The following is a 13,991-nucleotide window of genomic DNA, read 5'->3' as shown; positions in this document are numbered from 1 at the left end:
CGAACCGGCGCGCTCCGCGCCGTAGTGCGGGACGACGGCTCGGCTCACCGCTCTTCTGGCCCGTCCGCCTGCCCACACACTGCTGATCCGGCCCGTCCGCTTGCCCTCTCACGTCCGCTTGCCCCGGAAATCGAACGTGTGATCCCATCGAAGTATGCGTCACACCATCCCCCGCGAGCTCATCCGTACCCAGCGAGAGTGGACCCTTACGTACGAGAAACTGGCTGACCAGCCGGGGCGCACCGCTCTGCGGCGCCGGCTGATCCACCTGACCGCCCGGCTGCACTTCCATCCACGCCTGCGCGACCCCGCCGCCCGCGTGCGGTTGCGCCGCCTGGCCCGGTGCCGCGCATCGGACTCATGATGTCCGCGATCGTCGTCCAGCCCGCGGCCCCGGGTGGCGGGCGTCGCGTCATGGTGGGTTCCGTCGCTCTGGGGCTGGCCCACGACGACCGCGACCTGATCGAGTTCCTGCGGCGGGCCGGGCTCGAGGACGCGGAAGGCCTGGTGCTGGGGGACTCCCCGCTCATCGAATGGCGGGGCGAGGGTCCGCACCAGTACGAGGCCGGTGGTGAGGGCCCCCAGGGAAAGGGGTGAGCGATCACCGGTCGGAGTGCGGTATTGTTTCGGTGCGCGTTCGGCCAGGGGAAACCCCAGGTCACACGGGCACCGGGACGTGGCGCAGCTTGGTAGCGCACTTGACTGGGGGTCAAGGGGTCGCAGGTTCAAATCCTGTCGTCCCGACTGGAGACAGTCGCAGGTCGAAGGGCCGTATCAGAGTGATCTGATACGGCCCTTCAGCCGTTTTTGGGGACCAGCTGGGGACCAACGCCCTTGACCGCGTCAGCGGGCGACCCTCCCACCTGGCGCGACAACCTCACTCGGTTCCTGAAGCGCTACAGCACGGGCACCGTGGTGCCGGTTCGAGACCTCCCGGCACGGCTCCGGACACTGGTCCCGGTCTCCCCGTGGGATATCGCGGGGCCGCCACCTACGACATCTTCTCCGCACGCGACACCTCGTCCAGGCCGAGGAGGCGGAGGCCCTGCTGATGACGGCTATGACGACGGCCCCTGACGCCGAGGCGGCAGGGGCCAGGCCGGCTCATGCGGCCGGGGCACGCGAGATCAGGGGTTGTAGACCCAGCCGGAGCAGCCCACGTGGTCCTCGCAGACGCGGAACTGGGTGATGTGGGTGCCGGGGAAGTCGGTCCACGGCCCCCACGTCCCGTCGTTGCCGTTGCCGTCCCAGACGTAGGAGTGCCCGCCGGCCGCCGTGTAAACCTCGGCGTACACGCCGTTGCCGTCGCTCTCCCCGTCATAGGCCCGTGCGCCTCCCGACCACGCCTCGGCCCGGTCACTCCCGTGGCCGACGGACGCCGCCGACGCGGACGACACGGTGGCCACTCCGATCAACGTCGCAACACCCACCACTGTCGCGGACCTGACAAGCCCTCGAGTTCTCACAGCTGTCCCCTCTCGTTATGAACCTCTGCCATGCGCAAGCAGACGTTGTCAGTCCCGCTTCAACCCTGTAAGGCCCCATCGGAGGAATGGCCTATACCTCCACTACTTACGGCTTGCAGTACCTCGCGCCCCGCTGACGCCGTATCAGCACCGCTGCGCCATCGGCCGCGAACCCGACCGGGGCATCAACGAGCAGCTGGGGCACTGACGAAACTTGCGCCTTGCGCCGCACCGACATCCCCCTGCGCGCGACAACGCGGTGTGCTCTCCGAAGAGCCGACGGCACTTTGCTAAGCCATGCCATGCCAAGGAAGGCGCTGCCCCACCAGGTGAGATCGACACCGCGTCGGGTACCGGTACCGCCATGGCTGAAGTAGTGCAGGCGGGTTTGTGGGGATTGCTGGGCGGCTCGGCGTTGCTGCTCGGCGCTGCCTTGGGGTACATGCTGCGGGTGCCGCAGAAGGTGATTGCGACGGTGATGGCCTTTGGTGCGGGCGTGCTGCTCTCCGCCGTCTCCTTCGAGCTGATCAGCGAAGCCTATGACCAGGCAGGGCTCACCCCGGCGGCTGTCGGTGCGCTCGGGGGTGCGGCCGCCTACACACTGGGAAATCTCTGGCTGGCCCGGCGCGGCGCACGGCACCGCAAACGCTCCGGCAACCGGGCGGCGCATGCGCAGCCTTCGGAAGACGAACACGGCGGCTCGGGGCTGGCCTTGGCCTTGGGAGCGCTGTTGGACGGCGTTCCCGAGTCGGCCGTCATCGGCGTCAGTCTCTTGGAGGGCGGGACGGTGAGTCTGGTGACGGTAGCCGCAGTGTTCATCAGCAATGTGCCTGAAGGGCTGTCCAGTTCAGCGGGGATGAAGCGTGCCGGGCGCACCAGGACGTACGTTTTTGGCGTCTGGGGGGCCATCGCGGCGACCAGTACCGTTTCCGCTGTCCTGGGCTACGCGGTCATCGGCGCGTTCCCTCCCTCAGTGATCGCCGCGGTCACGGCAGTTGCCGCCGGCGCCATCATCGCCATGATCGCTGACACGATGATCCCAGAAGCGTTCGAGGACGCTCATCTCGCGATTGGACTGATCACCGTTTGCGGATTCCTGGTCTCCTTCGCCCTCTCACATGCCTGAAGCCTCTCGCATGCCTGAAGTTCGGCAGGGCAGAGAAGGTGGTCGGCGGTCGGGATCGAAGGGAGGAGCTCAGAGCCTGCGGGCGCGCTGCAGTCGTTGCAGGTTCGCGCCGAGCGTACGGGCAGTGCGCTGGGCCGAGGCGACGACGGCGGGCAGGCGGCGGGTGTCGGGGACCCCCACCCCGACCGCTGCGACGATCCGGCCCGAAGAGGCGTGGACCGGTGTCGCCAGGCACGCGTGCCGCGCGTCCCCCTCGTACTCATGGACCTCCGCGCCGCGTTCGCGCGCCCGGTTCAGGCGGCGCTTCCACTGGGCCGTGGAATACCCCGGGGCCGGTTCCTCGGGTGGTGCGAAAGCCCCGAACACGACGTCTGCCGCGCTGTCGGGGGGCAGGGTCTGCCCCCGCAGGAAGGGGAAGAGCTCGCTGACTGCTCCAGGGATTCCGTGGACGACGGTCAGGCCGGTGGCGGAGGGCGCGACCACGCAGACGGTGGCCCCGGTGGCCGCCGTCAGCTGGCGCAGAGGCAGATCGGAGGCTCTGCTCAGCAAGTGGTGGTGACGGGAGGGGCTCATGCGCGCGATCGTCGAGCCCACGCGATAGCGGACTCCGCACTGTTCCACCGCGCCCAGAGCGGCCAGTTGGGACAACAGGCGGTGGACGGTGGACTTCGACAGCCCCGTGTTCACGGACAGATCAGTCAGTCGTGCCTCGCCGAGGCGGGACAGCTCCTCCAGTACCGCGAAAGCCCCCTCCAGGACCCCACGCCCTGTTGCCGGGTTCCTGGTCCCGTTGTGCGGGAGATCTGTCCCTTGGTGCTGCTCCACTGCCATGCCTCGTCCCCCGGTCCCCGGCCCCGGCTGCGGCATCACGGGTTCCGCTGAGCGGAACCGCGTACGTGCGCGTCGCCGGCACGCACACACACTGGACAAGGCATAACACTTCACGGCACACGGCTCAACGTACTTATGCGGTAGTGGAGTTGACCTGTATCCGATGTATCCGATGTATGCGGGACGGAGGAGAAGCGCTGCACGGTCATCGACCGGTCCGCGGCGCCGGGTTTCCGGACACCGCCGGATACCACCGGACATCGCCGGACACCGTCGGCCGCCACCGAACGTCAGTTTTCCCGAGGAGATTCATGGCAACCCACACGACGCCCCGTGCCTCCGGCGCCCTGCCGTTCGCCGGGCACGCTCCGCGCATGCTGCGCGATCCCCTCAGATTCCTGTCGTCCCTTCCGGCCCAGGGTGACCTGGTCGACGTCCGGCTGGGCACCATGAAGGTCACCGTGGTCTGTGACAGGGAACTGACGCGTCAGCTGCTGCTCGCGGACGACACCTGCGACAAGGGCGGCCCCTGGTACGACCGCATCCGGGAAACCATCGGCAATGGGCTGGTCACCTGCCCCCACAACGTGCACCGCCGCCAGCGGCGGCTGATCCAGCCGTCCTTCCACCCTTCCCGCCTGCCCGGGTACGCCCGGACGATGATCGCCCGGGCCACCGCACTCAGCGACAGCTGGCACGACGGCCAGGTCATCGACGTGCCCCCGGTCATGCTCAGCCTGTCCATGAGGGCACTGCTGCAGAATCTGTTCTCCAGCACCCTGAGCCCGCGGACGGCCGAAGACGCGATCGACGACCTCGGCACCATCCTGTACGCCATCCACCGCAGGACCATGCTGCCCCCGGCCCTCAACCGGCTGCCCACGGTCGGCAACCGCCGCTATCACGCGGCCGGACAGCGCCTGCGCCGCAACCTGCAGACGGTCATCGCTGGTCAACGGCAGGCCGGGAGGGACCACGGAGATCTCCTTTCGGCCATGCTGTCCGCACGGGACACCGCCGACGACGGCAGCGAGAGCACCCTGGCCGACGCCGAGATCAGTGACCAGCTCATCACCTTCTTCGCCGCCGGGTCCGAGACCATGGCCAACCTCCTGTCGTGGATGCTGCACCTGCTCTCCCGGCACCCGGAGATCGAAAAGCGCCTGCACGCCGAGGTCGACTCCGTCCTGGCCGGCGCACCCCCCGCATGCCTGGACGACCTGGACCGGCTTCCGTTCCTCAACCGCGTGATGCGCGAAACACTGCGGCTCTATCCGCCGGTATGGATGGTCACCCGCGAGGTGACCGCGGAGACCACCCTGGCCGCTCACGTCATCCCGGCCGGCTCAGCCGTCATGCTCAGCCCCTACCTCCTGCACCGCCAGAGCGACGTCTACCCGGACCCCGAGCGCTTCGACCCCGACCGCTGGGACAGCGCGCACAGCCCACAGCCACCGCGCCACGCCTTCATCCCCTTCGGCCTGGGTCCCCGCAAATGCATCGGCGACCAGTACGGCACGGCCTTGGCCGCTTTGGCCCTGGCGACGTTCAGCAGCCGCTGGCAGCTGTCCGCGTTGTCGGATGCCGAGGTGCGGGCCGTCGCGCACACCTCACTCACCCCTGCCACGCTGCGCCTTCGCGCTACCGCGCGGCCTCAGCTGCGCCGGTGACGGGGAGTTGCCGACGACGCCGGGGAGGGTGCACACCTCGGTGTTTGACCGGGTGCGGGCGCCTTCGAGGAGGTGGGGCACGGCCGCCCTGTGGGCTGCGTGGCTGCGGCGCAGCTCCCGGCCTAGTCGGCAGGTGTCCCGCGCGTCACGCGGTGGCGGAGGTAGACGACTCGCGAGGTGAAGGTGCGGCTCTCGACGAGTTCGAGATCCACCCGGCGCTCGTGCCGCGGGAAGAACGGGATCCCGCCGCCGACGAGGACCGGGTAGATCCTGGCGCGGTACTCGTCGATCAGGCCTGCGGCGGCCACCTCGGCGGCGAGCGTCGCGCCGCCGATCGCGATGTCGCCCTCTCCCGGCTCGGCCCGCAACCGCTCGATCTCCTCCGCCGGGCTGCCGGAGGCCAGGCGGGCGTTGCCCCGCACCGCCGACAGCGTGGTGGAGAACACCACCTTCGGGAGCGCGTTCCAGATCGCGGCGAACTCGCGCATCAGGCCGTCGAGCGCGGGATCCTGCTCGGCGGTCTCCCAGTACAGCATCGTCTCGTACAGGCGGCGGCCCATGAGGTGGGCGCCGAGCCCCCGCACCTCGTCGGTGGCGAGGCGAAAGACGTCGTCGTCGGGTGTGCTCCAGTCGAAGCCGCCGTCGGGCCCGACGGTGTACCCGTCGAGCGAGACGCTCATCGAATAGGTCACATCGCGCATCGGAAGTCCTCCTCGGAACGGCGTCGGGACAGAGCTGCAGCTGCACAGTGTCACGAAGCAGCTGTCCGTCACCGCGATGCTGACGGTGTTTCACCTCCGGTGCGGAAAAGCAGGAAGGCGCCCGACGGGTGCCGACCCGGGGCGCCTTTTCCGCCATGTCACGCGGTGGTGTGGGCCAGCTCCTGGCTGAGGTGATGGGCGAGCTGGGCGGGGGTGGGGTTCTCGACGATGGCCACCATCGCGATCTCCATGCCGGTCAACGTCATCAGGGTCTTGGTGAGTTCGAGGGCGGTGAGGGAGTTGAGGCCGTTCTCCAGGAAGTTGCTGTCGTCGTCGAGGGACGTGTTGAGCAGCGTGCCGGCCTGCGTGCGGATCGTGTCGGTGAGCAGCTGCTCGCGCTCCTCGGGAGTGGCCGTGGCGAGCTGCTTCTCCAGCTCGGTGGCGTCCTGGCCGGGGGTGTTGCCGGTGCTGGTCATGGATGCTCCTGTGTGAGTGGGTTGTCGGCGTGGTCACACCGAGGGGTGCGTGGTGTGGTCGTGCAGCCAGTGGCGTGTGGCCTGGAAGGGGTACGTCGGGAGGTCGACGGGCCGGGGGCGGGCGGTGCGCCGCACCAGCGGGGTCCAGTCGACGGTGCCGCCCGTGGTGTGGTGCCGCGCGAGTGCGACGAGGAGGTCGTGCACCGCGGGCGTGTCGGGGGAGGGGGCGTCGGGGTCCGGGGGCGCGGCGGTGGGGGGTGAGGTGAGGTGGTGGTGCCAGTAGGCGGGGGACGTGAGGGGCGGGTCCGCCGGAGCCGTGCTCGTGAGGGTGAGCGTGGGGGAGCGGAACGTCAGCTGTGTCAGTACGGGTTCGTAGGCATCGGGCGTGGGCGGCCGTGCGCCGTCCGCCATGAGCGCGGTGTGGGCGGCGGCGAGACGGCACGCGTCGTCGAGTTCGAGGACTCCCGCGGCGTACGCGGCGGCGATGTGACCGACGCCGTCGCCGGTGAGGGTGTGCGGCTGGACCCCGGCTTCGAGGAGCAGCCGGGCGGACGCGACGTGGGCCGCGAAGCGCAGCAGCTCGGCGGGCAGCGGGGTGGCCGCCCGCGCGCCGAGCAGGTCGCGGGCTTCGTCGTGGACGGTCGCGAACAGGGGGAAGGCCGCGTGCAGCTCGGTGCCCGGTGCAGCGTCGGCGGACGGCCCGCCGTCGAAGTGCCAGACGACCTTCCTGGGGCTCGCGGAACCGTCGTCGGGGACGCTCCGCGCCAGGGCGGGGTGGTCGTCGCCCGCCGCCAACGCGCGGACGGCCGCGAGCAGTTCGGCGCCGTCTTCGCCGGTGAGGACGGCACGGTGCTCCAGAGGGCTGCGGGTGGTGGCGAGCGCGTAGGCGACGTCGGCGGGCGAGGGCGCGGGGTCGGTGGCCGTCAGGTGGGTGACGAGGGCCGCCGCCTGCGCCCGGAGCGCTTCGGGGGTCCGCGCCGACAGGGTCCAGGCCACCACCGGCGAACCGGCGGGCGCCTCGGCCGGTACGTCGTCGAGGGCCGGCGGCTCCTCCAGGATGAGGTGGGCGTTCGTACCGGACGTGGCGAACGCCGAGATGCCGACCCGCCGGGGTTCCTCGCGGCGGGGCCAGTCGACGGCCTCGGTCAGCAGCTGGACCCCGCCCTTCTTCCAGGCCGCGAGCGGGGTGGGCCGGTCCACGTGCAGCGTCGGGGGGAGCGTGCCGTGCCGGAGGGCCTGGACCATCTTGATGAGCGCGGCGGTACCGGCGGCGCCCTGGGTGTGGCCGGTGTTGGACTTGACGGAGCCCAGCCACAGGGGGCGGTCGGCGGGCCGGTTGGCGCCGTACGTGGCGAGGAGGGCCTGGACCTCGATGGCGTCGCCGATGGGCGTGCCCGTCCCGTGCGCCTCGACGGCGTCGACCTGGTGCGGGGCGAGCCCGGCGTCGGCGAGGGCAGCGCGGATCACGTGCTGCTGGGAGGGGCCGTTGGGGGCGGCCAGGCCGTATCCGGCACCGTCCTGGTTCACCGCGGAGCCGCGGATCACGGCGAGCACGGGGTGGTCCTCGCGCCGCGCGTCGCTGAGCCGTTCCAGGAGGACGAGTCCGACGCCCTCGCCCAGGCCCATGCCGTCCGCCGCGGCGGCGAACGGCTTGCAACGGCCGTCAGGCGCGAGGGACTTCTGGTGGGCGAAGGCGTGGAACGTGTGCGGCGTCGACATGACCGTGCCGCCACCGGCCAGGGCGAGCCTGCACTCCCCGCGGCGCAGCGCCTGACAGGCCAGGTGGAGGGCGACCAGCGAGGACGAGCAGGCCGTGTCCACGCTGATGGCGGGACCTTCGAGGCCCAGCGCGTAGGCGATGCGGCCGGAGACGAGACTGCCGGAGGTGCCGCCGCCGAGGTAGGGCAGCAACTCGTCGGGCGCGGTCTCCAGGCGTGTCGCGTAGTCGTGACCGGTGGCGCCGACGTAGACGCCGGTGAGCGTGGAGCGCAAGGTGTGCGGGGCGATGCGGCCGCGTTCGACGGTCTCCCAGGCGAGGTGCAGCATGACGCGCTGCAGCGGCTCGGTGGCCACGGCCTCGGTCGCGCCGATGCCGAAGAAGCCCGCGTCGAAACCGGCCGCGTCGTCGAGGAAGCCGCCGAGTTCCGCGTACGGGGGGTCCTCCGGCAGCTCCCAGGCGCGGTCGTCGGGAAATCCGGTGACGGCGTCGCGTCCCTCGGAGACCAGGTCCCACAGGTCGTCGGGGGTGCGGGTCTTGCCCGGCAGTCGGCAGGCCATGGACACGACGGCGATCGGCTCGTGCTGCGCGGCCTCGAGCTCGCGCAGCCGCTGCTGCGTCCGGTGCAGCTCGGCGGTGGTCCACTTGAGGTATTCGACGAGCTTCTCTTCGTCGGCCACGGGATGCGCCACGGGTTTCGCCACGGGAATGGTCAGCCTTCCTGTTCTCGCGCGTGAAGCCTCAGGTGGGACTGCGTGGGCAGGCGTGAGCCGCGCACGGTTATTGCCAGGGTCGTCGCGCCTGCTTAAGCGGGTCTAACCCCCGCCTTGCCGCCGGGACGCGGCGCTCTCGCGGGCGCGGGCAGCTCGCGTGCAAGCAGCAGGAGGTCGGCGGCGATCTCGTCGGGCGCCCCGGCGTGCAGGTCGTGGTCGGAGCCGGGGTACCAGCGCACCGTCACCTGTTCCAGTGCCGCCTGCGCGGCGGCCACCCATGCGCGTACCTGGTCGGCCAGTTGGGGGATGGCCGGGATGATGGGCAGCAGCCGGACCGGCACGGTGATCTTCGGGTACCAGTCGGCGGGGGCCTCCCGCTGCAGGCTCTCGACGATCGACATGACCTGGTCCGAGGTCAGGCGGGGTACGAGCAGGCCGTCCGGCCCCACGTGGTAGTCCGCGAGGCGCGCCTCGATGGAGGTGTCCGACCATTGGGGGTGCGTGGCCTTCAGGTAGGCGCGCATGTCGGCGGCGCTCGTGGTGCCCTCCTGCGCGCGCCGGACCACCTCGGCGGTGCGTTCCCAGAAGGCGCGCATCACCGGCCCGTCGAACTCGTACCAGCCACCGTCGATCAGGACGAGACCGGAGACCAGGCCGGGCCGTTCGGCCGCCAGGCGCAGCGCGAGGTGCGCGCCCCAGGAGTGTCCCGCGACCAGGGCGCCGGACAGGCCGAGGACGGTGACCGCCTCGGCCAGATCCGTGACGACGGCCGCGTTCTCGTACCCGTCCGGCGGCGCGTCCGATGCGCCGTGGCCGCGGTGGTCGACGGCGTACACCGGGTGCCCGGCGGCGGCCACGCGTTCGGCGACCTCGTCCCACATCCGGGCGTTCGAGAGCATGCCGTGCAGCAGCAGGAACGGGCGGCCCGCGGCGCCCGGACCGCCTGCGGGCCGGTGCCGGACGTTGAGGGAGACGGTCGTCGACACGGGGACGCGGAGGTTCTTCACAGGCGGGCCCTTGGGGTGGGGGACTGGCTGACGCGGTGTCAGGGGCGCTGTGCGGTGGCGAAGATGTACCCGAGTTCGGGCATCTTGCCGAGCGCCGCCTGGTTGTGCAGGAAGAGCTCGTACCCCTCGACGCCGATGATGTCGACGTACTCGTCCCGGTGGGCACGGATCCACTCGACGTAACCGTCGTACGTCTTGGCGGTCTCGCGGGTGATGTCGGTCAGTTCGAGGACCGTCCAGCCGGCCGCGCGGAAGATGTCCGGGTACGCGCCGATGTCGGTGAGCGCGGCGTAGATGGTGGTGTCGCTGACGGTGGCGGTCCGCGGCTTGTCGGGGTCGGGGTTGAGGTAGACCATGTCGGCGATGGGCATCCGCGCGCCGGGCTTCACCACGCGCAGGGCCTCGGTGAGGACCCGCTGCTTGTCGGGCATGTGGAGCATGGACTCCAGCGCCCAGCAGTGGTCGAAGGACCCGTCGTCGAACGGCAGGTTCATGGCGTCGACCTGCTCGAAGCGGACGCGGTCGGCGAGCCCGGCCTCCCGCGCCCGGCGGTTGCCGCGCTCGACCTGGCGGGCGCTGACGGAGATGCCGAGCACCTCGACGTCGCGGGCGCGGGCCAGCTGCATCGCCGGGGTGCCGTTGCCGCAGCCGATGTCGAGGACGCGGTCGCCGGGGCCGGGGTCGAGGCGGCGGATCATCTCGTCCGTCATCTGCACCATGGCCTGGTCGAACGTGGCCTCTTGGCGCCCGGCGTCGAACCAGTAGCCGTAGTGCAGATTGCCGTCTCCGAGCTGGGTCATCAGGTCGAAGACCTTGTGGTCGTAGTAGTGGCCGATGTCGCTGGGCTCGGGGGCGACGGTCTTGTTCACCGTCGGGGGCTTCTTGGTCGTCGCGTTCTTCGTCACGGCCCCAGCGTCACGGCGCGGAACCGGGCGTCACAACCCCACCCCCGCCCCTCAACAGCCCCTACGGCCGCCTGCCGCCCACCCCTAGTGGACCGGAACCGGAACGAGCCGGAACGAGCCGGAACGAGCCGGAACGAGTGCTACCCCTCCGAAAAAAATGAGAGTACGCTCCGACTAGATATTGAGCTCTCTTTAGGAGGTCGACTCTCGTGTCGGATCTGGGTGCGCGGCGGTGGTGGGCCGTCGGGGCTCTCGTACTCGCGTCAATGGTCGTGGGCTTCGATGTGACGATCCTGAGCCTGGCGCTGCCGGCCATGGCCGACGATCTGGGTGCGAACAACGTCGAGCTGCAGTGGTTCGTCACCTCGTACACGCTGGTGTTCGCGGCGGGAATGATCCCCGCGGGCATGCTCGGTGACCGCTTCGGGCGTAAGAAGGTCCTGCTCAGCGCCCTGGTGATCTTCGGCATCAGCTCGCTGGCCTGTGCCTACGCCACGTCGTCCGGCACGTTCATCGGCGCGCGTGCGGTGCTCGGCCTGGGGGCCGCGCTGATCATGCCGACCACGCTGTCGCTCCTGCCGGTCATGTTCTCCGACGAGGAGCGGCCCAAGGCGATCGGAGCGGTGGCCGGTGCGGCCATGCTGGCCTATCCGCTCGGCCCGATCCTGGGCGGCTACCTGCTCAACCACTTCTGGTGGGGCTCGGTCTTCCTGATCAACGTGCCGGTGGTGATCCTCGCCTTCCTCGCGGTCTCCGCCTGGCTCCCGGAGTCGAAGGCCAAGGAGGCCAAACCGTTCGACGTGGGCGGCCTGGTGTTCTCCAGCGTCGGTCTCGCCGCGATGACGTACGGCGTGATCCAGGGCGGCGAGAAGGGCTGGACGGACGTCACCACCCTGGTACCGACCCTCGGCGGCATGCTCGCCATCGTGATCTTCGTGTTCTGGGAGAAGAGGGTCGCCGACCCGCTGGTCGACCTCTCGCTGTTCCGCTCGGCCCGGTTCACCTCCGGCACCATGCTCGGCACGGTGATCAACTTCACCATGTTCGGCGTGCTGTTCACCATGCCGCAGTACTACCAAGCGGTCCTGGGCACCGACGCGATGGGCAGCGGCTTCCGACTCCTTCCGATGGTCGGCGGTCTGCTCGTCGGTGTGACGGTCGCCAACAAGGTCGCCAAGGGGCTCGGCCCGAAGACCTCGGTCGGACTCGGCTTCGCGCTGCTGGCCGCCGCCCTGTTCTACGGCGCCACCACGGCCACCGACAGCGGCACGGGCCTGGCCGCCGCATGGACCGCGGTGTATGGCCTCGGCCTCGGCATCGCCCTTCCCACGGCCATGGACGCGGCGCTCGGCGCGCTGTCGGAGGACTCCGCCGGCGTGGGATCCGGCGTCAACCAGTCGATCCGCACGCTCGGCGGCAGCTTCGGCGCGGCCATCCTCGGCTCCGTGCTCAACTCCGGCTACCGCGGCAAGCTCGAACTCGACGGAGTGCCCGCACAGGCGCACGACGCGGCCAAGGACTCGGTCTTCGGCGGCCTCGCGGTCGCCCGGGCACTGAAGTCCTCCGCACTCGGCGACTCGGTGCGCGCCGCGTACGTCCACGCCCTTGACGTGGTCCTCGTGGTGTCCGGCGCCCTGGGCCTGCTCGGTGTGCTGCTCGCCGTGGTGTGGCTGCCCCGCCATGTTGGTCAGAGCACCGCCAAGACAGCAGAATCTGAGCATGAAGCCGCAGACGCAGTCTGACCAGGGCAAAACCGTGCCTGGACTGAGAGAACGCAAGAAGGCCAGAACGAAGGCCGCGATTCAGCGGGAGGCGGTGCGCTTGTTCAGGGAACAGGGCTACTCCGCCACGACCATCGAGCAGATCGCCGAAGCCGCCGAGGTCGCCCCCAGCACCGTCTTCCGCTACTTCGCGACCAAGCAGGACCTGGTCTTCTCTCACGACTACGATCTGCCGTTCGCGATCATGTTCCAGGCCCAGTCGCCCGACCTGACGCCGATCCAGGCCGAACGGCAGGCCATCAGGTCGATGTTGCAGGACATTCCCGCGCAGGAACTGGCCCTCCAGCGCGAGCGATTCGTCCTCATCCTCTCCGAACCGGAGCTCTGGGGCGCCAGCCTCGGCAACATCGGCCAGACCATGGAGCTCATGGGCGAACAGGTCGCCAAACGGTCCGGCCGCGATCCGCGCGACCCGGCGGTGCGCGCCTACACCGGCGCCGTGTTCGGAGTGATGCTGCAGATCTCGATGGACTGGGCGAACGACCCGGACATGGACTTCGCGACCACTCTGGACGAGGCGCTCCACTGCCTGGAGGACCTGCGGCCCTGAGAGCCCTGGAAGCCCTGAGATCCCTGAGACGTCGTACGCGAAAGCCACGGCAGCCGCGTACGACCCCCGCGCCCCTCCATTCCCCCGCAGGGGCGCGGGGACCCCGGGGGAAGAGACGACCGCGCGCGGCCACGGTCCCCCCGGCTGCCGCGCCCGGTCCAGCCTGGCGTGCTCCGACTTCCCTCGGCGGAGCACGCCAGGGGTAGGTCCCGCGAGGGCTTCAGATACCGGTTCCCGCCGCCAGCGCGGCGGTGACCACGGCGGCCACCCGCTCCTGGCAGCCGTCGAGATAGAAGTGCCCACCTGGCAGCACCCGCAGATCGAACCCCGCCGTGGTGCGCTCCCGCCAGGACGCGGCCTCCTCGGGAGTGGTCCGCTCGTCGGCGTCGCCGATCAGCGCCGTGATCGGGCAGTCCAGCCGCTCGGGCCCCGGCGCCTCGTACGTACCCACGGCCCGGTAGTCGGCCCGCAGCGCGGGCAGGATCAGCGCCTGGAGCTCGGGGCTGGTGAAGAACCGCTCGTCGGTGCCGCCCATCGCCCGCAGATGCGCCAGGATGTCCGCGTCCCCGAGCGCCTTCGCCGCGCCGGAGGGACGGTAGGGCCGCGCGATCCCGCCGGAGGCGAACAGGTGCACCGGCAGTCCCGGGCCCGACGGGTCCCGCAGGCGCCGCGCCACCTCGAACGCCACGATGGCACCCAGACTGTGCCCGAACAGGGCGAACGGCTTCCCGTCGCGCGGCAGTTCAGGCACCACACCGTCGGCGAGAGCGGCCACTGAATCGAGACACGGCTCCGTGTGCCGGTCCTGTCGCCCCGGATACTGCACGGACAGCACCTCCACGCCGGGCGCGAGCAGCCCGGAAAGCCCGAAGAAGTAGCTCGCCGAACCACCCGCGAACGGGAAGCACACCAGCCTCACGGGCGCCGCAGCGGCATCGTGGTACCGGCGCAGCCACACCCCGGCCCCGGTCTTCGGCTCTGCCCGCGCCGTGCCCCTGTCCATCGCACCCCCTCTCGTCACGCGCTGCCGTGACCGGCCGCTCGCCCT

The 13,991-nt window shown here is 70.5% G+C and carries 14 protein-coding genes and 1 tRNA gene; 7 read left to right on the top strand and 8 right to left on the bottom strand.

The genetic code is table 11. The features are described 5' to 3' along the window. Positions 1–154: 154 nt before the first annotated feature. The 3 genes from ACZ69I_RS19595 (at position 155) to ACZ69I_RS19585 (ending at position 744) form a co-directional block, all read left to right on the top strand. Positions 155–364: a hypothetical protein gene (locus ACZ69I_RS19595; RefSeq protein ID WP_470833519.1), complete on the top strand. Its 210-nt coding sequence runs from the start codon at positions 155–157 to the stop codon at positions 362–364. Further along, positions 361–597 (top strand): hypothetical protein, encoded by a 237-nt coding sequence (locus ACZ69I_RS19590; protein WP_470833837.1) that lies wholly within the window; start codon positions 361–363, stop codon positions 595–597. Before ACZ69I_RS19595 ends, ACZ69I_RS19590 begins: the two co-directional genes overlap by 4 nt. Positions 598–670: 73 nt before the next feature. Further along, positions 671–744, top strand: a tRNA-Pro gene (locus tag ACZ69I_RS19585). Positions 745–1,127: 383 nt separating this feature from the next. Here ACZ69I_RS19585 and ACZ69I_RS19580 read toward each other — a convergent pair. Further along, entirely contained in the window at positions 1,128–1,406 is a 279-nt protein-coding gene (locus ACZ69I_RS19580) for a hypothetical protein (protein WP_470833518.1), read from the bottom strand. Between the two features lie 424 nt (positions 1,407–1,830). On the opposite strand from ACZ69I_RS19580, the gene ACZ69I_RS19575 reads away from it, so the two are divergent. Further along, entirely contained in the window at positions 1,831–2,592 is a 762-nt protein-coding gene (locus ACZ69I_RS19575) for a ZIP family metal transporter (protein WP_470833516.1), read from the top strand. A gap of 69 nt (positions 2,593–2,661) precedes the next feature. Here ACZ69I_RS19575 and ACZ69I_RS19570 read toward each other — a convergent pair whose 3' ends face one another. Further along, entirely contained in the window at positions 2,662–3,423 is a 762-nt protein-coding gene (locus ACZ69I_RS19570; protein ID WP_467682520.1) for a helix-turn-helix domain-containing protein, read from the bottom strand. Between the two features lie 311 nt (positions 3,424–3,734). Between ACZ69I_RS19570 and ACZ69I_RS19565 the strand changes: the two genes are divergently transcribed. Further along, positions 3,735–5,093: a cytochrome P450 gene (locus tag ACZ69I_RS19565; RefSeq protein ID WP_470833514.1), complete on the top strand. Its 1,359-nt coding sequence runs from the start codon at positions 3,735–3,737 to the stop codon at positions 5,091–5,093. A 122-nt stretch (positions 5,094–5,215) separates the two neighbouring features. Here ACZ69I_RS19565 and ACZ69I_RS19560 read toward each other — a convergent pair whose 3' ends face one another. From ACZ69I_RS19560 to ACZ69I_RS19540, 5 genes are all read right to left on the bottom strand, one after another. Further along, on the bottom strand, positions 5,216–5,794 hold the full coding sequence (locus tag ACZ69I_RS19560) for a dihydrofolate reductase family protein (protein ID WP_470833512.1): 579 nt from the start codon (positions 5,792–5,794) through the stop codon (positions 5,216–5,218). A gap of 158 nt (positions 5,795–5,952) precedes the next feature. Beyond that, positions 5,953–6,270, bottom strand: a complete 318-nt coding sequence (locus ACZ69I_RS19555) for an acyl carrier protein (protein ID WP_467682523.1) — start codon at positions 6,268–6,270, stop codon at positions 5,953–5,955. Between the two features lie 33 nt (positions 6,271–6,303). Beyond that, complete coding sequence (locus tag ACZ69I_RS19550; RefSeq protein ID WP_470833510.1) at positions 6,304–8,667, bottom strand: type I polyketide synthase; 2,364 nt, start codon at positions 8,665–8,667, stop codon at positions 6,304–6,306. Between the two features lie 125 nt (positions 8,668–8,792). After that, complete coding sequence (locus tag ACZ69I_RS19545; protein WP_470833508.1) at positions 8,793–9,707, bottom strand: alpha/beta fold hydrolase; 915 nt, start codon at positions 9,705–9,707, stop codon at positions 8,793–8,795. 38 nt (positions 9,708–9,745) lie between these two features. Further along, positions 9,746–10,612 carry an SAM-dependent methyltransferase gene (locus tag ACZ69I_RS19540; RefSeq protein ID WP_470833507.1) on the bottom strand — a complete coding sequence of 289 codons (867 nt, stop codon included), beginning with the start codon at positions 10,610–10,612 and terminating at the stop codon, positions 9,746–9,748. 209 nt (positions 10,613–10,821) lie between these two features. Here ACZ69I_RS19540 and ACZ69I_RS19535 point away from each other — a divergent pair, with 209 nt between their 5' ends. Together ACZ69I_RS19535 and ACZ69I_RS19530 are read left to right on the top strand one after the other, a co-directional pair. After that, complete coding sequence (locus ACZ69I_RS19535; protein WP_467682526.1) at positions 10,822–12,354, top strand: DHA2 family efflux MFS transporter permease subunit; 1,533 nt, start codon at positions 10,822–10,824, stop codon at positions 12,352–12,354. A gap of 13 nt (positions 12,355–12,367) precedes the next feature. Further along, the gene (locus tag ACZ69I_RS19530; protein WP_467682527.1) at positions 12,368–12,943 is read left to right on the top strand and encodes an acyl-CoA-like ligand-binding transcription factor; all 576 of its coding nucleotides are present in this window, start codon (positions 12,368–12,370) and stop codon (positions 12,941–12,943) included. 220 nt (positions 12,944–13,163) lie between these two features. Here the strand turns inward: ACZ69I_RS19530 and ACZ69I_RS19525 are convergent, their stop codons facing one another. Further along, complete coding sequence (locus ACZ69I_RS19525; protein ID WP_470833505.1) at positions 13,164–13,946, bottom strand: thioesterase II family protein; 783 nt, start codon at positions 13,944–13,946, stop codon at positions 13,164–13,166. Positions 13,947–13,991 lie beyond the last annotated feature (45 nt).

The organism is Streptomyces sp. NPDC036815 (assembly GCF_055609205.1).
Note: the sequence above shows the minus strand (reverse complement) of the source record. Positions and strands in the feature narration are given on the sequence as shown.